The following is an 18,975-nucleotide window of genomic DNA, read 5'->3' as shown; positions in this document are numbered from 1 at the left end:
GGGTGGATGGACGCGGCTAGTCCCGCATTGCCTGCACCGCCATCGCGGCGTTGGCCCGTGCCCCCGAGGTGGCCAGCAGCTGGCGGGGTAGATCGGGCATCCGCCGGCCGAGCCTTGCCGGAACACTGGCCCGGTAGCAGCACTGCCCCGCCTCGGTCACCGACCAGGCACCGATATGCGGGGCACCGGTGGCGGTCTCCCACTCCTGTTGGTTGAGCGCATCGCAGTAGGCGGCCAGCGCCTCCGCATCGGTATCGGTGGCGGGCATTTCAAGGCGATACTCAAGCCCGCGGCCAACGCGGGCATTGTTGCCCTGCACGGCGATTCCGATTCTTGCCCCGCGAACGCCAGGCCATCCCAGGGGCTGCGCCCACAGGCTGTCGGCCGTGCGTCGTAGCACGCGCCAGCCGTCGGTCTCGGTGGGGCGGATGCCCTGGATGCTATTGCGCCAGACGCCCATGCCGGCACGCGCCAGGGTGCGTTCGCCGGCAACGCAGTCGACGAACAGGTGCCCCCCGGCGTCCGTGACCGCAAGGCGCACCAGGTGGCGCCCGGTGGCCGACCAGGGTACCTCACTGTCAATGCAGATCCGACTGCCGAGAACCACCGCTTCAACACCGCCGGGCGCGCGTGACTGCACGGCACCGATCGCGCACTGGGGGTTGAGCCGATAGGCCCGCATACGCGGATTGGAGGGCGCGGTAATATTGCCGTTGAGCGTGGTGCTGACGTCAACGGCCGGATAGCGGACTCCGGCATCCACGCCCACGCCGTGAACCCGCCGCAGTCTGATGTCACTGCTGGTCTGCTCGCGCTGGACCTGGAGCATGCGATCGTTCATCGCAACGCGGGTGTCGGGCTCGCGCTCCAGCAGTTCGGCCAGTTCTTCAAGCAGTGCCAAGCCGGGATCAACCATGGGCGACAGGCAGGCTGACGGTTCTCATCACCGGTTTACTGGGCCTTCCAGCCCGCCCAGATCAGGGCAAGCCAGGCGCCCATCAGCAGCGTACCCCCTACCGGTGTGAGGTACGTGATGGCCATGACGTCGAGGGAGACCGCCAGGTAGATACTGCCGCTGAAAAGCACCGTGCCCACCACCATCAGCCACGCGGCAATCTGCACACGCCCGCGGGTGGCGTCGGCAAGCGGCAGGCCGAGGCCGAAGGCGAGCGCCAGCAGCGCCACCGCATGGACCTGGTTGTAGCGCACGCCGGTCATCAGATAACGGAAGTATTCCGCGTCCACCGCCGGGCGGATGGTATGTTCGGCGATGGCCCCGAAAGCCACCGACACAAGCCCGATTAGACCAGCCAGTAAAAGAAAGATACGCACTGAGTATTCCCCTCGACGCCTGAACGGGATGGTGGGTTTGTCGTCCGTGCCGGGTATGATACCGACGTCTATGCGAAAATTCCCGAAGCCGGCAATCGATGGCGGAATCCGCGACCATGCCCCTTAAAACCGTCAGCAAGAACGCCCTGCGGGTCATCCTCGAGGCCGGCCGACTCTGGCAGTCGCACAACGCCCTCGGCAGTGCCGGTGCCCTCGCGTTCTACACACTCTTCTCGCTCGCCCCCATTCTGATCCTGATGATCGCCGGAGCCGGTATGGTGCTGGGACCCGAGGCGGCGCAGACGCGTATCGTCGCGCAGGTGCAGGCCCTGATCGGTCCCGAAGCCGCTCAGGCGGCCCGCGAAATGGTGGCGCAGGTGCGCATCCAGCGCGGCGGCTGGCTGCCCACCCTGGCGGGGCTGGCGGCGATGGCGGCGGGCGCAACCGCGGTGTTCGCCCAGCTGCAGCGCTCGCTGAACGCCATCTGGGAAGTGCCGCCGCAGGCCACGCGCCGCCGGCAGCTGCTGGTGCTGGTCCGTCACCGGCTGGTGTCGCTGGTCATCGTCGCCCTGTTCGGACTGAGCTTCCTGATCTCGCTGGCCTCGTCGGTGGCGCTGAAGGCCATCGCGCATTTCGCGTCCGACTGGCTGGCATTTGACATCAGCCTGATCGCCCCGCTGGAGGCGGCGTTCACGGTATTGCTGATGACGCTGTTGTTTGCCGCCATGTTCCGGTTTCTGCCCGACACCCGGATGGCGTGGCGCGACGTCCTGCCCGGCGCGCTGATCACCGCCGTGCTGTTCATGCCGGGTCGGCAGCTGATGGCCACCTATCTGACGCTCACGGCACCGGGGTCAGCCTATGGCGCCGCCGGCTCGCTGGTGGTTCTGCTGTTGTGGATCTATGGCTCGGCCCTGATCCTGCTGTTTGGTGCAACGCTGACGCGGGCCATGCAGCTGTGGACGCCCCTCAGCGCGGCGACTCGAGCGAATTGATCGCGGATTGCAGCGCTGCGGCCAATTCCTCGACGAGCGCCTCATCGAGCTCGCCGTCGCCCGATTTAAGGCGCCGGTCCACCGCGGTCGCACTGGCTTCGAGACGTTTCGCGCCCACCGATCCCGCTGATCCCTTCAGTGAGTGCACCTGCCGGGCGACCGCCTCATCGGGCTCGCCGCGCAGGTGATCGGGCAACGCCGCAAAGTCATCCCTGAGCTGTTGATGGAATACGGCCAGCACCGATTCATACAGCGCCGCGTCGCCATCCACACAGGCCAGCCCCGCTTCGCGATCGAAATCTTCGGAAAACATATGCTTGGCGTACCCTTCTGCGTCCACGGCCTATTGCAACGTCCTTCGCCGAGTCTACACTACCCGAGATCACTAGCGCCCGACGGGAAAACTTGATGCTGCGCCCACAGACACTCCTGATCGTGGATGATGACCCCACCATCCAGCTCATGACCTCAGCCGGTCTGAGCAAGAATGGCTATATCATCCAGCAGGCCGACAATGCCGATCAGGCGCTCGCCTCGATGCAGGCGGATGCGCCGGATCTGGTGCTGGCGAGCGTCAACCTGCCGGGCCGCGACGGGTTCGCGTTCATCGAAACGGTCCGCCTCGGGCAGGCCGGCCCGGCCAACCGCGATGTACCGATCCTGATCCTGACCGCCCTGGATGACACGCCGTCCATACACCGGGCATTCACCGTCGGCGCGACCGATTTCATCACCAAGCCGGTCAACCTGGCACTGCTCATCGAACGGGTCAAATACGCCCTTGCGGCCGCGGAACGGGCCCAGGCGCTGGCCGACGCCCAGATCGAGCAGGCCACCGCCTGCCGGATGGCACGGCTCGGCTTCTGGCGCTACGACCCGGCGACGGGGCATCTGCAGTGGTCGGCCGAGGCGGCCGATCTGCTCGAATGCGAGGGATTGCCGGCCAGCCGCGAGGCGCTGATTGAACGGACGGCCGACAACGACCGTTACCGGCTGGAGGCGGCCCTTGACTCGGCCGTCGCTGGCGGCCGCGGCGTCGACGTCGAGTTCACCCTGTGGCTGCGCGACGACCAGCCGACCATCCTGCGACTGCAGAGTGAGGCCGGCGCCGGCCCGTCCTGGCTGATTGGCGCCTTTCAGGATGTGACCGCGCTGCGCGCTTTCGAGGATCGAGCGCGTTATCTCGCCGAATACGACGAACTCACCGATCTGCCACGGCGACGCCTGTTCAACCGACTGCTCGGCGACCGCATCCGCCAGCACGGTCGGCAACACTGGTCGATCACTGCCATCGGCCTCACCGGACTGAGTCGGGTCAACACGCTGCTGGGCATTAACGCGGGGGATCAGGTCGTTGCCACCTTCGCCCAGCGTCTCAAGGAGATCCTGCCCCGCAATGCGCTGGTGGGACGGCTGGAGATCGACACCTTCGTGGTCGCCGCGCCGGTCGCCGCCGTTGATGGGCCGGCCGACACCCATGAACAATGGCTGGCGCCGCTGGCCCGTTCGCTGTCCGTGGCCGGCGAAGAGGTGTTTGTGGACTTCTCCGCCGGCACCAGCCTCCATCCGGATGATGCCAGCGACGCTGACACACTCATCAGTCACGCGCAGCAGGCCCAACAGTTCAGTCGCAGCCGTCGCGGCCAACCCCGCGTGATGTTCTATCGGGACATTGGCGCGGTGGATGAAACCGGCGTGCTGAGCCTTGAAAGCGATATCCGCAAAGCCCTGGGTCAGGCCCAGTTCTTTCTCGTCTACCAGCTCCAGCAACCCCTCAGCGGTGGGCGTTTCAACGGGGTGGAGGCGCTGCTGCGCTGGCGTCACCCGGTCCATGGGGTGATCCCGCCGGCCCGCTTCATCCCCCTGCTTGAGGAAAACGGGCTGATCGCGGAGGTCGGCGAGTGGGTGCTCGATGAGGCCTGCCGACAGCTGGCGATCTGGCATGAATCAGACGCAAGACTGGTGATGGGCGTGAATATTTCGGCTCAGCAGTTCGAGCGCGGGGACCTCGCCGAGCGCATCACCCGCATCGCCCGTCGCCACCACATCGATCCACGGACGCTCGAGCTCGAGATCACCGAGAGCATGGCCATGCAGGACCCGGATGCCAGTCAACGCACCCTCGAGAAACTCCGCGCGGCCGGATTCCGGCTCGCCATCGATGATTTCGGCACGGGTCACTCGTCGTATGAATCGCTACTGCGGTTTCCGATGGATACGCTCAAGATCGACCGGCGCTTTATTGAGGCGGTGGCCGATGATCCGCGTAACCGCTCGGTGATCCGCTCAATGACGCTGCTGGCCGATGGGCTCGGACTGAAGACCGTTGCCGAGGGGGTCGAGACCCAGCGCCAGCGCGACTACCTGCATGCCCTTGAAATCGATGCCATCCAGGGGTTCCTGATCCATCGGCCCATGGAAGCAGACGCCTGTGCCGGTCTACTGGCCGCCCTGTCCAAAGAGGAGGACTGATGCACGTCGAATTTGATCCCACCGGCACGGTGACGGGCCTTGGCGAGGCCATCAACCGGCTCCACACCGACCCGACCGTGCGCGCCGCGCTGGTGTTTGCCGCGGATGGCAACGACCTGCCGGCCGGGGCGATGAACGACGCCATCAGCGCTTCGCCGCTGCCCTTGCTGGGGGGGATTTTCCCGGCCATTGCCTATGCCAGCAAAAGCCACGAACAGGGTACCCTGGTGGTGGGCCTTGATCACCTTCCGGACTACGGTGTCATCGACACCCTGAGCGCGCCCGACACGGCGTTCGAGCCGGCCATCTCAGCCTTCGCGGACACCTGGCCCGACGAGCCCCACGACGCCACCTACCTGGTGGTGGTCGATGGCCTGGCCGCCCGCACCAGCGACCTGATCGAGGCGCTTTTCTTCAGTCTTGGCCTCGAGCACAACTTTATCGGCGGGGGCGCCGGCTCACTGAGCCTGCAACAGTCGCCCTGCATCATCACCCCTGAAGGGCTGCATGCCGACAGTGCCCTCATAGCCCGGCTGGCGCTGCCCAGTGCCATTGGCGTCAGTCATGGCTGGCAGCCCATCAGCGAGACCATGACCGTCACCGAAAGTGAGGGCAATCGGGTCAGGACCATCGACTGGCAGCCGGCGGCCGAACTCTATGCCCGCGAGGTCTTCGCCCACGGGGGCGAGCGGATTGACGCGGATAACTTCTTCTCGATCGCCAAATCCTATCCGCTGGGCATCGCGCGCTACGGCGCGGAGGTGGTGGTCCGCGACCCGCTGATGATGAATGAAGCAGGTGAGATCGTCTGTGTGGGTGAAGTGCCCGCCGGCTGTCGTATCCGGCTGCTCAATGGCGACATGGATACCCTGCTCACCGCGGCCGGTGATGCACGGAGCGAGGCCACCACGGCGCACCCGCAGCGCTCCATCGACACTGCCCTGCTCTTTGACTGCATCTCACGGGTGCTGTTTCTGGATGCCGACCTGGATCGCGAACTGGATGCCGTGGGGGGCGGGGCGCCGGTCCACGGCGCGTTCACCCTGGGCGAGATCGCCAACAGCGGGCGCGACTATCTCGACTTCCTCAATAAAAGCATCGTCTACGCGATCCTCGATCAATGAACGACCGGATGCGCTCATCCCACACCCACGGCATCCCCGAATCGGATCTGCTCTACGAGATCTCGATCTCCATCGGCCAAAGTCTCAAGCTCGACGAGATGCTCACCGAAAGCCTGCGGAAGATGCTGCGCATCCTCAACTGCGTGAGCGGCTGCGTGCTGCAGTACACGCCGTCAGCCGCCGTGGACGATCCTGGTTCATCCACGCTGGAGTGGCGCTATTCACTGGCATTGCCGCGCACCCTGACCCGACAGTCCGATTTCCAGCAGCTCATCGACTGGCTGGAACTCCCCGATCGGGACACTGCGCTGCCCCGCCTGACTGAGCGTCTGCCCGCCCGTCTCCCCAATCACGCCGGCGACGGCGAGGACTATGTCCTGGATCTGCCGAATTTCGGGATCCTGCTGCTGCGGCGGCGCGGTAGCGGTTTTACGCACAGCCTGCTGATGTCGCTGGCAGGGCTGATGGAAAAACTCGCCACTGCCGCCCGGGCCTGCCTGTACGAAAGCGAACTGCAGTACCAGATCGACCAGGCGCAGGCGGCGAGCCGCGCCAAGAGCCAATTCCTGGCGAATATGAGCCACGAGATCCGGACTCCCATGAATGGCGTGCTCGGGATGCTCGATCTGCTGGCGGAGACGCCACTGCAGACCGACCAGCGCCAGTACATCGATCTGGCCCGCAACAGCGCCGATCACCTGCTTGAAATCGTCAACCTGGTCCTTGATCTGTCGAAAGTCGAGGCCGACAAGCTCGAACTCCGCCCGCAGAACTGCGATCTCCCGACCCTGATCGGTCAGATCGTCCAGGCGCATACCCCCCGGGCCCTGACCCGTGGGGTCCGCCTGTACTGCACCCTCGACCCGCAACTGCCCCGATGGCTGATGCTGGACCCGATGCGTCTGCAGCAGATCATCGACAACCTGCTCAGTAATGCGTTGAAGTTCACCGATGAGGGCCATGTCGAACTGAGCGTCGGGATGGCGACGGCGCGCGGCCCGGGTACGGATGGCGTGCTGCCGGTCGCGTTAACGGTCTCGGATACCGGGGTCGGCATTTCGCCCCATCGCCAGCGCCATGTGTTCGATGCGTTTGAACAGGCCAGCAATGCCAATGACCGCCCGTTCGAAGGCACCGGACTGGGGCTCGCCATTACCCGGCAACTGACTCAGTTGATGGGCGGCCAGATCACGATGACCAGTGAGGAAGGTCGAGGGACGGTCATGCGCGTCGACCTGCCCCTCCGCCCGGCGGATGCACCACAGGAAGAGGCCGGCGGCGCCAGCGAGCCGAAGGGACGGCGCGTTCTGATCATCGATGATGACCCCCGAGACCGCACTCTGGCGCGGACCCTGCTCGAAACCCTCGGGGTCGAGGCGGTGGAAGCCCGCGACATCGGCGAGGCGGCCGCTGCCGCCCGCTCAGCATTCGATCTGGTCCTCATGGATGCCCGGCTGAGTGCAATGGCCGATGCCGACAACGCCCTCGGACCGATCCGCGCCCTGCAGACCGCCGGCACGCCCCTACGGCTGGTCACCGGCACGCTGGATGCGGAGGCGGCCCGACAGGCGGACCGGTTGGGGGTGCCACAACCACTGACCAAGCCTCTGTCACTGCAGACGCTCCGGACGCTACTGCAGACATCCGCCCCGGACCCGGCGCAATCCCCCGGGTCAGCTGAAAGTCGCGATCAGCGCCTCGCCGGCCTGCATGTCCTGCTGGCCGAAGACAACTCGGTCAACCGGTTGCTGGCCGAGAAGCTGCTCGAGAAAAATGCCCTGTCGTTCGAGACCGCCACCAATGGTGAGGAGACCGTGGCGCGCTTTCAGGAAGCGCGGTTTGACGTCATTCTCATGGACATCATGATGCCCGGCATGGATGGCGTTGAGGCAGCGCGTCATATCCGGGACCTGGAGCGGCAGGCGCAACGCCCGCACACCCCCATCGTGGCCGTGACCGCCAATGCCATGCAGGGCGATCAGGCGCATTACGCTGCGGCGGGGATGGAGGGCTATGTCACCAAGCCGCTCAATGCCGACCGGCTCAAGGCCGAGATCGACCGGGTCTGTCAGGCGGCAGCCGGTCGCCCAACCGAGGAGGAGACTTCCAATGACCCGATCTAGATCCACCGCCGCACTGATCGGCATCCTGGCGCTGCTGGGCCTCTGGAGCGCCCCCGCCAGCGCCCTGGAGGCGCCGGAAGGCCGGGCCATCCTCACGGTGAGTGGGGATATCGGCACCACCAACCAGGGCGATCAGGCGGTATTCGACGCCGCGATGCTCGCCGAACTCGAGGGTCGGACACTGGAAACCGAAACGCCCTGGCATGAGGGCGTCAGAACCTTCAGCGGCCCGCTCGCCCGGGCGGTGCTGGAGGCGGTGGACGCTGGCGGTGAACAGGTCACGGCAATCGCCCTTAACGACTACAGCGCCGAAATCCCGGTCAGCAACTTCCGCGATTATGACGTCATCCTCGCCACCCACAAGGACGGCGAGCGCATGAGTGTGCGCGAGCGCGGGCCGATCTTTGTCATCTACCCGTTCGATGGCCACCCGGAACTCCACCGGGAGACCATATACGGACGTTCTGTCTGGCAGGTCAACCGGCTTCGCGTCGAATAGACGCCGGGCAGGGTGCTCATGTGGGCCTGACGTTCCATAAACGCTTCTCGACCCTGATCGCGCTGGGTGTGCTGTTCTTTGCCCTGATGGCGGTCGGGGTGATGATGCTGCAGAAACAGCGGGCGCTCGACGACGTGCTCCTCGAGGATGCGGTCTGGGCCACGTTCCAGCTCGACCGCGAACTGAAGAGCCTGCGGATTTCGCTGCTGAGTGCGACGCCCGCGACGATTGCTGACGTCAAGCTCAACTACGATATCCTCTACAGCCGCATCAATGTCCTCGAGCGCGGTCAGGTGGCCGACCTGATTCAGTCGGTCGAGGTTCGCGAGAGCAACATCAACGCCCTGCTCGAGCGCATCAAGTCACTTGACGAGCGGATCAGTGCGTTGAGCGCAGAGAATCTCGGCGAGCGCCGGGAACCGCTTCTGGCAACGCTGCGGCAGATCCAGACCGGTACGCGGGATCTCATCCTCTCAACCAATCGGCATTTTGCCGGCGAGCGCCAGAAAAGCCGTGAAGGGCAGATCCGGATGATTCAGACGGTGCTGGTTCTTGCCGCATTGGCAATGCTGGCCGGTCTGCTTCTGGTCCGACAGCTGCGCCGTCAGCGCACCTCGCTGGAGGCCTCCAACCGCGAGCTGGAGGCGGCTCGGGCCGAGGCCGAGCAGGCGAGCCAGGCCAAGACGGAGTTCCTGGCGGTTATCAGTCATGAGGTGCGCACGCCGCTGAACGGCATTTTCGGCCTGACCGACATGATCCAGCAGGAGCTCACTCCGCAGTCCCGCGCCTATCGCTATCTGCAGACGCTGCGGGCCAGTGCGGATGCCGTTTTCACGGTGGTCAACGACATCCTCGATTACTCGCGCATTCGGGCGGGCAAACTCGCGCTGACGCCCCGGCCATTCTGTCTGGATGACTTCCTCGAGACCCTCTGCCGGGGCTACCGGATCCAGGCCCAGAGCGCTCCGGTGGCCTTCCGCTGCGATTATCCCGAAGCGCTGGGTGACGTCCGCGGCGATCCCGATCGGCTGCGCCAGGTACTGATGAACCTGCTCAACAACGCCTTCAAGTTCACCGAACGCGGTCATGTCGCGCTGACCGTCGAGGCCGAGCCAGCCACCGATCACGTTGATCTGCGCTTTCATGTGACCGACACCGGCTGCGGGATCCGTCCCGAGGATCAGGCAACGCTTTTTCAGCCCTTCTCCCAGGTCGACACATCGCTGACCCGGGCCCATGAGGGCTCAGGGCTGGGACTGGTGATCAGTCGCGAACTGATCGAGCAGATGGGCGGTGCGATCCACATTGACAGTGAGCTGGACCAGGGCAGCCACTTTGCGGTGCACCTGCGACTGCCGATCGTCGTTTCATCGACACCGCAGGCCTCGCCGGCTGACCCGCTCGTCCCCGGTGCGGAAGCGACCCGAACCGGCCGGATCCTGGTGGTGGAGGACAACCCGGTCAATCAGCTGGTGGCGCGCGAGATGCTCTCGAACCTGGGGCATTCCGTCGTCGTGGTTGAAAATGGTCGCGAGGCGCTCGATCAATTCGCAGCCGAGACCTTTGATCTGATGATCATGGACATGCAGATGCCGGTCATGGATGGGCTTGAGGCCACACGCCGGCTGCGGGCGCAGGGTGCGACACTGCCGATCATCGCCATGACCGCGAATGCCCTGGGTGAGGACGAGCAGCGCTGTCTGGATGCGGGCATGCAGGCGGTGGTCAAAAAGCCGGTCAATGTCGGCGAACTGAGCGCCACGCTCCAGCGCCATCTGCCGGTCAGCCCGGATAGCGGCTGAGCGCGCGGGCAAGCCGGTCGGCGATGTCACCGCGAAGCGCCGGCGGGCCGTTGACTTCGACCTGATCCCCCAACCCCAGTAACCACCAGCGCAGCTGGGCGGTATCAGCAACTCGAGCGGTCAGGCGGATGCGCCCGTCATCGGTGTCCTCCAGCTGCTGGGTCTCGCTGAGCGGTGTCTCTTCCAGATGGACCGCCGTGGCAGGCTCCAGCAACAGTTCCAGGGCCAGGGGCTCGGCGCTCAGCTGAAAATCCAGGGCACCGGCGCGCACATACGCCATCAGATCAAAATCCGCCGGTCGCTCGACCGCCTCCGCGCAGGCACTTGCCGATTGCATGCGGTGCAGCGCCATCTGCACCACCCCATCGCGGCCGGTGCGCGTGCAGATCAGATACACCACGCCATCCCGAAAAACGATCCCCAGCGGATGCAGACGATAATCGCGGACCGCCCCGTCGTAGCGGCGCTGGTAGCGGGCGTCCAGTTGCCGGTCATTGAATAGGGCGGCGTACACCGTCTCGAGAATGTCTGGATCGATGTTCGGCGCAATCAGGGTCTGCCCCCGCGGCACCACATGAATCTTGTCCGGCCAGGTGCGCACCGGGCTGGCGGTATCGGCCAGGACATCGGCGGCACGCTGCAGATAGGGCTCGAGCGCATTCAGGGTCGCCGGCGCCATGAGCTGACCCGAGAAATGCTCGGCGAGTTTGAAGGCGAGCGCCGTCTGCGGCTCCATACCGGGGATGTCGAGCTGGATGGCGTCGCGATCCCAGGACCAGCCATGGGGCCGCGAGCGGTCGTCCAGCGACAGGCCGAACAGCTCGCCGGAGAGTCGCAGCAGATCCCGCTGCACGGTGCGCTCGGTGGTGGGGTAGCCCTGATCGGCCAGGCGATCACGCAGCGCCTGCGCGGTGATCTTGCGCGGATAGCGCGGTATGTGCCGAAGCATGAGCCATTGACGTAACAGGGTGTCGGTCATCGCGATTCCATCCGTGAATCGGTCTCTGCCTACCTAGCCTAACGCCAATCGGCTACACCGTCAGGTAGCGCTGGACAAGATCGTCCCCCAGCTCGTCCATACGGCCGTCCGCCACCGAACGGCCACGGTCGAGGATGACGAAGTGATCCGCGGTGCGACGGGCGAAGGGCAGCTTCTGCTCGACCAACAGCACGGTCATTGCCTGATCACGATTCAATCGCTGAATCACGTCACCGATCTCGCGGACGATATTGGGCTGAATGCCCTCGGTGGGCTCATCGAGGATCAGCAGCCGGGGCTCCAGACACAAAGCCCGCCCAATCGCCAGCTGCTGCTGTTGCCCGCCGGAAAGATCACCACCCCGGCGGTGGCGCATATCATGGAGCACCGGAAACAGCTCGTGGACGAGCGTCGGGATGTCACGGCGGCCCACCGAGGTCCGGGCGACCCGCAGGTTCTCTTCCACGCTGAGCAGGGGGAAGATCTCGCGGCCCTGGGGGACATAACCGATGCCCCCACGGGCGCGCTGCTCGGCAGGTCGCGACTCGATGCGGCGACCATCGAACTCGATCTCTCCGGATGCTGCCGGCAGCAGGCCCATCACCGTCTTGAGCACCGTGGTCTTGCCGACGCCGTTCCGGCCCATCAGGCAGGTACAGCCCTGGGCCGGGACCTCGCAGTCCACATCCCAGAGGGTATGGCTCTCGCCGTAGTACTGATTCAGCTTGCGTATCGACAGCATGCCCTACTCTCCGAGATACACCTCGACCACGCGGGGGTCGGCCTGGACGGCATCCATGGACCCCTCGGCAAGGACTGAGCCCTGGTGCAGAACGGTAACCGTGCGGGCGATGGAGCGCACAAAGTCCATATCATGCTCGACCACCACCACCGAGTGGCGACCCGCAAGACGCTGCAGCAGCTCGCCGGTGCGGTCCATTTCCTGATGCGTCATCCCGGCGACCGGCTCATCGACCAGCAGCACCTGGGGGTTCTGCATGAGCAGCATGCCGATCTCCAGCCATTGCTTCTGGCCGTGGGAGAGCTGCCCGGCACGCGAATGCCCGGCCGACTGCAGCCCGATCTCGGTGAGCACTGAATCGATACGATCCCGCGACTCGCCGTCGAGATGCTGGCGCAGTGTGGACCAGACACCGCGCGGGCCGGCCATGGCCAGTTCCAGGTTCTCGACCACCCGATGCTCGGGGAATACCGTCGGTTTCTGGAATTTCCGGCCGATCCCGGCACGACTGATGTCGGTCTCCTGCATGCGCAGCAGATCCAGGCGCTGGCCCAGCCACGCCTGCCCCTGATCGGGCCGGATGCGGCCGGTGATGACGTCCATCATGGTGCTCTTGCCGGCGCCATTGGGCCCGATGATGCAGCGCAGCTCGCCGACATCGATGTACAGGGTCAGGGCATCCAGCGCCCTGAACCCGTCGAAGCTGACGGTGACGTCCTCGAGGTAGAGGATCGGGCCATGACGGGTATCGAGGCGCCCCGCCTCGAGGGGGTCCGGCATCATGAAGTCGAACACCCGATCCCGGCGCATGACCTCGCGCGGTCTGTCCAACAGGCTCATGAGCGGTCCTCCCGGCGCCTGAAAAGGCCCACCAGTCCACGCGGGAAAAACAGGGTGACCGCGACGAACAGCCCGCCCAGGGCGAACAGCCAGAGCTCGGCGATCATCGCCGTCAACAGCGTCTGGGCATAATTGACCAGCGCGCCCCCCAGTGCCGCGCCGTACAGCGTGCCGCGGCCGCCCACCGCCACCCAGACCACGATCTCAATCGAGTTGAGCGGTGAGAATTCGCTCGGATTGATGATCCCCACCTGGGGGACATAAAGCGCCCCGGCCAGTCCGGCCAGCATCGCCGAGAGCGTCCAGATCCAGAGTTTGTAGTGATCGGTGCGATAGCCCAGCGAGCGTGTGCGTGGCTCGGCATCGCGCACGGCCCGGACGACACGGCCGGCCCGCGAGCGGACCACCATGCGACAGAGCAGATAGGCCAGCCCAAGCGCGAGCGCTGAGGCCACGAACAGCGCCAGGCGTGTCTGGGGATCGGAAAGGCTGAACCCCAGGATATCCTTGAAGTCGGTCAGGCCGTTGTTGCCGCCGAATCCCATCTCATTACGGAAAAACGCCAGCATGAGGGCATAGGTCATCGCCTGGCTGATGATGGACAGATACACCCCGGTGACCCGCGAACGGAACGCGAGCCAGCCAAAGATGAAGCCGAACACGCCGGGCACCAGCAGGACCATCAACGCGGCAAACCAGAACTGATCAAAGCCGTACCAGAACCACGGCAACTGCTCCCAGCCCAGAAAGACCATGAAATCCGGCAGCACCGGATCGCCATAGACCCCGCGGTCGCCGATCTGGCGCATCAGGTACATGCCCATGGCATATCCACCCAGGGCAAAAAACGCACCATGCCCCAGGCTGAGAATGCCCGCATAGCCCCACACCAGATCGAGGGCCAGCGCCAGCAGGGCGAAGCACAGATAGCGGCCGAGCAGATTGACGGTGTAGTCGCTCACATGAAACGACGACGACGGCGATACCCCCTGGTTGAGGATCGGTATCACGACAATCAGTACCGCGAGCGCACCCAGCAGTATCCGGCCACCCATGTCGCCATGCAGCAGCCGCCGCCAGGGGCGCTCGGGAATCAGCCGGGTGGCCGAGGATTGCGGGGTCGCCATGCCTCAGCCCTCCGATGCCGCGCGACCACGCTGGGGGAACAGTCCCTGCGGGCGGCGTTGGATGAACAGGATCACGAACACCAGGACCAGCACCTTGGCGAGAACGGCGCCGGTTTCGGGCTCGAGGAATTTATTGAGCACGCCCAGCGACAGCCCGCCGACCAGTGTGCCCCAGAGACTACCGGCGCCCCCGAACACCACCACCAGGAATGAGTCGATGATGTAGGCCTGACCCATATTGGGGCCGACATTGGTGATCTGCGACAGCGCGACACCGGCAAGGCCGGCGACACCCGCCCCCAGGCCGAAGGTCAGTGCATCAATGCGCGATGAACTGACCCCCACGGCCCGCGCCATGGCGCGGTTCTGTGACACCGCCCGCACCTTGAGGCCCAGCGTGGTGCGCTTGAACAGCAACAGCAGCAACCCGAACACCAGAAACGCGAACGCAATCACATAGAGCCGGTTGAGCGTCAGGCTGAGGGCCGCATTGACCTCGATGGCGCCGCTCATCCAATCCGGCGTACTCACCTGGCGGTTGAGTGGCGAGAACACCGTCCGCACCAGCTGCTGGAGGATCAGGCTGATACCGAAGGTGGCGAGCAGCGTTTCGAGCGGCCGCCCGTACAGAAACCGGATGACTCCGCGTTCGATGGCCACGCCAAACGCCCCGGTGACCAGGAAGGCCGCCGGAATCGCGACGAACAGCGAATAATCGATTGCATTGGGCATCAACAGCTGGACCACATAGGTGGTGTAGGCGCCGAGCATGATCAGCTCGCCGTGCGCCATGTTGATGACGCCCATCACCCCGAAGGTGATGGCCAACCCGAAAGCGGCGAGCATGAGGACCGATCCCGCCGACAGACCAAAGAAGATCTGCTCGCCCAGTCCCCAGAGATCCCGCCGCTCCTCTATGCCGGTGAGGATCTCAGCGGCACGGGCCTGGACGGCCGAATCGGGGTCATTTTGTGCCAGCCGCCGCACCTCATTGCGCACCCGATTGCGCAGCGAGCCATCCAGTGTTTCCAGCGCTTCCAGCCGGATCGCTGCGTCGGGGGAATCAAGGCGCGCCAGGCCGATGACCAACGACATATCCCGACGAATCGCATCGACGGGCTCCTCCGCGACGAGGCCCTCCATGCGCTTGGCAATCGCCGGGTCGGGGGATTCCAGCAGGCGCTCGACCGCCTCGCTACGCGCCTGGCGATCGGGGCTGGAGAGTCCCGCCAGCGCCAGCATCTTGCGCGCTTCGGTGCGAACTGCGTTGTTGATGCTCACCCGGCGGATTTCGTACTGCGAGGCTTCGCCGACCCGCTCGCCACTGAGCGGATCGGTCACCGCGAATCCCGAATCAAGGCTGTCGGCGATGACGATCTCGCCACCCCCGATCCGAAAGTACAGCCGGCTGTCGAGAAGGGCCTGCAGCACGGGCACTGCCCGCGGGTGGCCACTCTCGGCAATCGTGCGGACCGCCGCTGCCTTGTCATCAAAACTTCCCTCATTGAGCTGGCGCAGACTCGAGACCAGCGCCCCGTCATCCGCCGCCCCGGCGGGCGACGCCGTCAGACCCAGGGCCATGAGCAGACTGACCAGCATGCATCGGGCAAAGCGTTTCATGAATGTTCCCTCAAGGCGCTGCCCCACCGGCGGCGGGGCAGCGTCGCCATGGTCAGTCGCCGTAGTCCTGACCTGAACACACGCCGGTCTCGACGTTGTAATTTCCGCAGAGCAACGGTGCCCGCCAGCTGGCGATGATGTCGCTGCTCTCGGGGAGATAGTCCGACCAGGCATCACCGGCCACTTCGCCGTTGGTCTCCCAGACCACCGAGAACTGCCCATCAGGCTGGATCTCACCGATCATCACCGGCTTGGTGATGTGGTGGTTGGGCATCATGGTGGCGTAGCCGCCGGTGAGATTGGGGACGGTCACGCCGATGATCGCGTCCTGCACCGCTTCAACGTCGGTTGTACCGGCCCGGCGCACGGCCTCGACCCACATGTTGAAGCCGATGTAATGGGCCTCCATCGGATCGTTGGTGACCGCCGAGGTATCATCCTTGAACTCGTGCCACGCCTGGATGAACTCGACGTTCTCCGTGGTCGGCGCGCTCATGAAGTAGTTCCAGGCCGACATGTGACCGACCAGCGGTTCGGTGTCGATCCCGGCAAGCTCCTGCTCACCCACCGAAAAGGCCACCACCGGAATATCCGAGGCGGAAACGCCCTGGTTGGCCAGCTCGGTGTAGAACGGGACGTTGGCGTCACCGTTGATGGTCGAGACGATGGCGGTCTTCTCACCCTGGCCCCCGAAGTCGCGCACATCCGAGACGATGCTCTGCCAGTCGGAATGCCCGAACGGCGTGTAGTTGATCATGATGTCTTCCTCGGCCACCCCGTTATCCATGAGGTACTGCTCGAGGATCTTGTTGGTCGTGCGGGGATAGACATAGTCGGTCCCCAGCAGCGCGAAGCGCTCCACGTCCAGTTCGTCCATCAGGTAATCAACCGCCGGAATGGCCTGCTGGTTGGGTGAGGCCCCCAGATAGAACACATTCTCGGAGGATTCCTCGCCCTCATACTGCACCGGGTAGAAGAGCAGCCCGTTGAGCTCTTCGAACACCGGCAGGACGGACTTTCGCGAGACCGATGTCCAGGTGCCGAACACCACGTCAACCTCGTCGTCCGCCAGCAGCTGCCTTGCCTGCTCGGCGAATCGCGGCCAGTCCGAGGCCGGGTCCACGACCACCGGTTCGATTTCGCGTCCAAGCAGGCCGCCGTTCTCGTTCTGCTGCTCGATGAGCATCTCGACGGTTTCCTTGAGGGCCGTCTCACTGATCGCCATCGTGCCGGACAGTGAATGCAGGATGCCGACCTTGATCGGATCCTCCTCCTGGGCCAGTGCGCTGTTGCCTCCCAGCCCAAGCGCCAGAACGCCAGCGGCAAGCGTACTTGCCATGCCGTTATGCAGTCGCTTCTTTGCGTACATGCGTGAACTCCTTTGAAGTGAATCACCAGGCCGACCATCGGCCTGTTCACTGGATAGCAATTAACGTGCCAGCTGTTCGGGCTACCGCCCGGCAGGCGTCAACCGGTGTCGCATGCGCCACACTGGTGCGGCCGCGACCGGCGATTCCCGCTCGTAGTGCACGCTAGGCCACCGAGCGCGCCAGCATGCCCTCCCGCAGGATGAATTCGATGATGCCCTCAACGCCTTCTCCGGCGGCGATGCTGGCAAGCTGGAACGGGGCCTCGCCGCGCATCATGCGGCTGTCACGGGCCATCACGTCGAGCGACGCCCCCACCTGCGGCGCGAGGTCGGTCTTGTTGATGACCAGCAGGTCAGAACGTGTGATGCCGGGGCCGCCCTTGCGCGGGATCTTGTCGCCGGCCGAGACATCAATGACGTACAGGGTCAGATCGGAGAGTTCCGGCGAGAACGTGGCCGAGAGGTTGTCGCCACCACTTTCAATGAACACCACATCGAGATCACCGAAGCGCGCCTGCAGATCGGCGACCGCGGTGAGATTCATCGAGGCATCCTCGCGGATGGCGGTATGCGGACACCCACCCGTTTCAACGCCGACGATGCGCCCGCTGGGCAGTGCCTCGTGGCGCGAGAGAAACTCGGCATCCTCGCGGGTGTAAATATCATTGGTCACCACGGCAAGCGACAGGCGCTCGCGAAGCGCCCGGCACAGCGCCAGCGTGAGGGCGGTCTTGCCGGATCCGACCGGTCCACCGATACCGACGCGCAGCGGAGTGGGGTTATCTGTCATGACGGGTCATCCTCCGGAATTGTGATCGTTCAGCTGCGGAACAGCCGTGAGTACTGGACCTCGTGCCAGCCGCTGGCCAGGCTGACGCCCGGGGTGGTGGCACCAATGGATTCATCATCGAGGGCAGCGGCGTTGTCGACGGCCCCGGGGATGGCGTCCGCGATACGAAGCAGCGCACGCTGACCGGCGCTCTGCCCCAGGGGAACGAGCTTGACCGCCGCGGCTACCTGATTCTCGGACCAGGCCCAGGCATAGCCGAGGGCGGCCTGATCCATGCCGATGGCCCAGCGCGCGGTGGCCAGGGCGAAGGCGGTGGCCCAGGTGACATCGCGGTCGCGGTCGAAAGTGAGCGCCTCGCTGATGCCGAACTCACCGAGCAGCCGCATCAGTGCCCGACCGATGTGAATATCCTCGGCGCGCAGCTCAGCGGTTTCCCGGGCCGCGAGCAGACGACTGGTCCAGACCTCGACCGCCGGGCGGTCATCGCGCTGCCAGGCGGCCTGCAGACGCGCCAGTACCGGCAGATCAAGCGCCCCGATCCCGCTCTGCAACTGACCGCCAACCCAATCGATCAGAGACGGCTCGTCGCCCACCCAGCCCTGCTCAATGGCGGTTTCCAGACCGGCCGAGTAGGCGTAGGCGCCTACCGGCAGCGTCGGGCTCAGCAGCTGCCACAGCCGCAGCGTTCGGGCATCGGTGCCATCAACCATGATGGTGACCACCGCCGGCGTAGGCACCGGACTCGGGTTGGAAAGGGGCGGTTTCATGAGTGGGCTCAGCGCCCAGCCCGCGCACCATCTCATCGAGCACATGGTCATGGCGGTAGCGCAGGTAGCCCTTGGCCACTTCCAATGGCGTATGCCGATTGCCCAGATGATAGGCGGCCCGCAGCAGCACCAGCGGATCGTCCGAGCGCACCGTGCTGACCGGCTCGGGCGCGGCCTCGACGCGGTAGACCCGGCCGCTGTCGTCAGCCAGTCCATCACCCGCGCGCAGGGCCGCGCCCCCGCGCTCGAGGATCACGCCGATGACCTCGCCGTTACCCAGCATGGCCCGAAACCGCGAGCGCTCACGTTGCTCGATGGTCAGGACCAGCGTGCCGACCACCTCCTGATCCGCCGCGAGGGCCCCGAGCCGTTGTGTCAGTGTCTCCATGACAGC

General features: G+C 65.1%; 18 protein-coding genes. 6 read left to right on the top strand and 12 right to left on the bottom strand.

Features of this window, described 5'->3' with window-relative positions; all coding sequences use genetic code 11:
- Positions 1-16 precede the first annotated feature (16 nt).
- A complete protein-coding gene (locus tag BA899_RS06480) occupies positions 17-916 on the bottom strand; it encodes a hypothetical protein (protein WP_159300114.1) in 900 nt (299 codons plus the stop codon).
- A gap of 35 nt (positions 917-951) precedes the next feature.
- A complete protein-coding gene (locus tag BA899_RS06475) occupies positions 952-1,293 on the bottom strand; it encodes a DUF423 domain-containing protein (protein ID WP_200833073.1) in 342 nt (113 codons plus the stop codon).
- Between the two features lie 155 nt (positions 1,294-1,448).
- Here BA899_RS06475 and BA899_RS06470 point away from each other — a divergent pair, with 155 nt between their 5' ends.
- A complete protein-coding gene (locus BA899_RS06470) occupies positions 1,449-2,327 on the top strand; it encodes a YihY/virulence factor BrkB family protein (RefSeq protein WP_144348389.1) in 879 nt (292 codons plus the stop codon).
- Here BA899_RS06470 and BA899_RS06465 read toward each other — a convergent pair.
- Complete coding sequence (locus BA899_RS06465; protein ID WP_159300113.1) at positions 2,302-2,640, bottom strand: Hpt domain-containing protein; 339 nt, start codon at positions 2,638-2,640, stop codon at positions 2,302-2,304. The two genes, BA899_RS06470 and BA899_RS06465, sit on opposite strands and share 26 nt — an antisense overlap.
- A gap of 95 nt (positions 2,641-2,735) precedes the next feature.
- Here BA899_RS06465 and BA899_RS06460 point away from each other — a divergent pair, with 95 nt between their 5' ends.
- From BA899_RS06460 to BA899_RS06440, 5 genes are read left to right on the top strand one after another with little or no spacing between them, the layout of a single operon-like run.
- Positions 2,736-4,799, top strand: coding sequence for a bifunctional diguanylate cyclase/phosphodiesterase (locus BA899_RS06460; protein ID WP_159300112.1), 2,064 nt, complete (start codon positions 2,736-2,738; stop codon positions 4,797-4,799).
- Entirely contained in the window at positions 4,799-5,923 is a 1,125-nt protein-coding gene (locus BA899_RS06455) for an FIST signal transduction protein (protein ID WP_159300111.1), read from the top strand. Before BA899_RS06460 ends, BA899_RS06455 begins: the two co-directional genes overlap by 1 nt.
- On the top strand, positions 5,920-8,046 hold the full coding sequence (locus tag BA899_RS06450) for a response regulator (RefSeq protein ID WP_159300110.1): 2,127 nt from the start codon (positions 5,920-5,922) through the stop codon (positions 8,044-8,046). Before BA899_RS06455 ends, BA899_RS06450 begins: the two co-directional genes overlap by 4 nt.
- Positions 8,033-8,545, top strand: a complete 513-nt coding sequence (locus BA899_RS06445; RefSeq protein ID WP_159300109.1) for a hypothetical protein — start codon at positions 8,033-8,035, stop codon at positions 8,543-8,545. The genes BA899_RS06450 and BA899_RS06445 overlap by 14 nt, the downstream gene beginning before the upstream one ends.
- Positions 8,546-8,565: 20 nt before the next feature.
- Positions 8,566-10,347: an ATP-binding protein gene (locus tag BA899_RS06440; protein ID WP_159300108.1), complete on the top strand. Its 1,782-nt coding sequence runs from the start codon at positions 8,566-8,568 to the stop codon at positions 10,345-10,347.
- Here the strand turns inward: BA899_RS06440 and BA899_RS06435 are convergent.
- The 9 genes from BA899_RS06435 to ureE all read right to left on the bottom strand — a co-directional run bounded on the left by BA899_RS06435 (position 10,328) and on the right by ureE (position 18,969).
- Entirely contained in the window at positions 10,328-11,326 is a 999-nt protein-coding gene (locus tag BA899_RS06435) for a YafY family protein (RefSeq protein WP_144348395.1), read from the bottom strand. The two genes, BA899_RS06440 and BA899_RS06435, sit on opposite strands and share 20 nt — an antisense overlap.
- Positions 11,327-11,378: 52 nt before the next feature.
- Entirely contained in the window at positions 11,379-12,068 is a 690-nt protein-coding gene (gene urtE, locus BA899_RS06430; RefSeq protein WP_110882619.1) for an urea ABC transporter ATP-binding subunit UrtE, read from the bottom strand.
- A 3-nt stretch (positions 12,069-12,071) separates the two neighbouring features.
- The gene (urtD, locus tag BA899_RS06425; protein WP_159300107.1) at positions 12,072-12,908 is read right to left on the bottom strand and encodes an urea ABC transporter ATP-binding protein UrtD; all 837 of its coding nucleotides are present in this window, start codon (positions 12,906-12,908) and stop codon (positions 12,072-12,074) included.
- Positions 12,905-13,963: an urea ABC transporter permease subunit UrtC gene (gene urtC, locus BA899_RS06420; protein WP_198515278.1), complete on the bottom strand. Its 1,059-nt coding sequence runs from the start codon at positions 13,961-13,963 to the stop codon at positions 12,905-12,907. Before urtC ends, urtD begins: the two co-directional genes overlap by 4 nt.
- A gap of 75 nt (positions 13,964-14,038) precedes the next feature.
- Positions 14,039-15,655, bottom strand: a complete 1,617-nt coding sequence (urtB, locus tag BA899_RS06415; protein ID WP_159300106.1) for an urea ABC transporter permease subunit UrtB — start codon at positions 15,653-15,655, stop codon at positions 14,039-14,041.
- A gap of 52 nt (positions 15,656-15,707) precedes the next feature.
- Entirely contained in the window at positions 15,708-17,024 is a 1,317-nt protein-coding gene (urtA, locus tag BA899_RS06410) for an urea ABC transporter substrate-binding protein (RefSeq protein WP_200833072.1), read from the bottom strand.
- A 163-nt stretch (positions 17,025-17,187) separates the two neighbouring features.
- Entirely contained in the window at positions 17,188-17,814 is a 627-nt protein-coding gene (ureG, locus tag BA899_RS06405; protein ID WP_016353337.1) for an urease accessory protein UreG, read from the bottom strand.
- A gap of 29 nt (positions 17,815-17,843) precedes the next feature.
- Complete coding sequence (locus tag BA899_RS06400; protein WP_370456325.1) at positions 17,844-18,581, bottom strand: urease accessory protein UreF; 738 nt, start codon at positions 18,579-18,581, stop codon at positions 17,844-17,846.
- Positions 18,517-18,969 (bottom strand): urease accessory protein UreE, encoded by a 453-nt coding sequence (gene ureE / locus BA899_RS06395; protein ID WP_159300105.1) that lies wholly within the window; start codon positions 18,967-18,969, stop codon positions 18,517-18,519. The genes BA899_RS06400 and ureE overlap by 65 nt, the downstream gene beginning before the upstream one ends.
- Between the last annotated feature and the right edge of the window lie 6 nt (positions 18,970-18,975).

Origin of the sequence: Spiribacter sp. SSL99, assembly GCF_009805925.1 — a bacterium.
Classification (GTDB): Bacteria; Pseudomonadota; Gammaproteobacteria; order Nitrococcales; family Nitrococcaceae; genus Spiribacter; species Spiribacter roseus.
This window is presented reverse-complemented; position numbering and strand designations above follow the sequence as displayed.

Excerpts from the sequence above, each read along its gene's own strand:
- urtA (WP_200833072.1), bottom strand. The coding sequence starts at position 17,024 with ATGTACGCAAAGAAGCGACTGCATAACGGCATGGCAAGTACGCTTGCC.
- ureE (WP_159300105.1), bottom strand. The coding sequence starts at position 18,969 with ATGGAGACACTGACACAACGGCTCGGGGCCCTCGCGGCGGATCAGGAG.
- urtE (WP_110882619.1), bottom strand. The coding sequence starts at position 12,068 with ATGCTGTCGATACGCAAGCTGAATCAGTACTACGGCGAGAGCCATACC.
- BA899_RS06435 (WP_144348395.1), bottom strand. The coding sequence starts at position 11,326 with ATGACCGACACCCTGTTACGTCAATGGCTCATGCTTCGGCACATACCG.
- BA899_RS06480 (WP_159300114.1), bottom strand. The coding sequence starts at position 916 with ATGGTTGATCCCGGCTTGGCACTGCTTGAAGAACTGGCCGAACTGCTG.
- BA899_RS06445 (WP_159300109.1), top strand. The coding sequence starts at position 8,033 with ATGACCCGATCTAGATCCACCGCCGCACTGATCGGCATCCTGGCGCTG.
- BA899_RS06450 (WP_159300110.1), top strand. The coding sequence starts at position 5,920 with ATGAACGACCGGATGCGCTCATCCCACACCCACGGCATCCCCGAATCG.
- urtC (WP_198515278.1), bottom strand. The coding sequence starts at position 13,963 with ATGGGTGGCCGGATACTGCTGGGTGCGCTCGCGGTACTGATTGTCGTG.
- urtB (WP_159300106.1), bottom strand. The coding sequence starts at position 15,655 with ATGAAACGCTTTGCCCGATGCATGCTGGTCAGTCTGCTCATGGCCCTG.
- ureG (WP_016353337.1), bottom strand. The coding sequence starts at position 17,814 with ATGACAGATAACCCCACTCCGCTGCGCGTCGGTATCGGTGGACCGGTC.
- BA899_RS06400 (WP_370456325.1), bottom strand. The coding sequence starts at position 18,581 with ATGAAACCGCCCCTTTCCAACCCGAGTCCGGTGCCTACGCCGGCGGTG.
- urtD (WP_159300107.1), bottom strand. The coding sequence starts at position 12,908 with ATGAGCCTGTTGGACAGACCGCGCGAGGTCATGCGCCGGGATCGGGTG.
- BA899_RS06470 (WP_144348389.1), top strand. The coding sequence starts at position 1,449 with ATGCCCCTTAAAACCGTCAGCAAGAACGCCCTGCGGGTCATCCTCGAG.
- BA899_RS06465 (WP_159300113.1), bottom strand. The coding sequence starts at position 2,640 with ATGTTTTCCGAAGATTTCGATCGCGAAGCGGGGCTGGCCTGTGTGGAT.
- BA899_RS06460 (WP_159300112.1), top strand. The coding sequence starts at position 2,736 with ATGCTGCGCCCACAGACACTCCTGATCGTGGATGATGACCCCACCATC.
- BA899_RS06455 (WP_159300111.1), top strand. The coding sequence starts at position 4,799 with ATGCACGTCGAATTTGATCCCACCGGCACGGTGACGGGCCTTGGCGAG.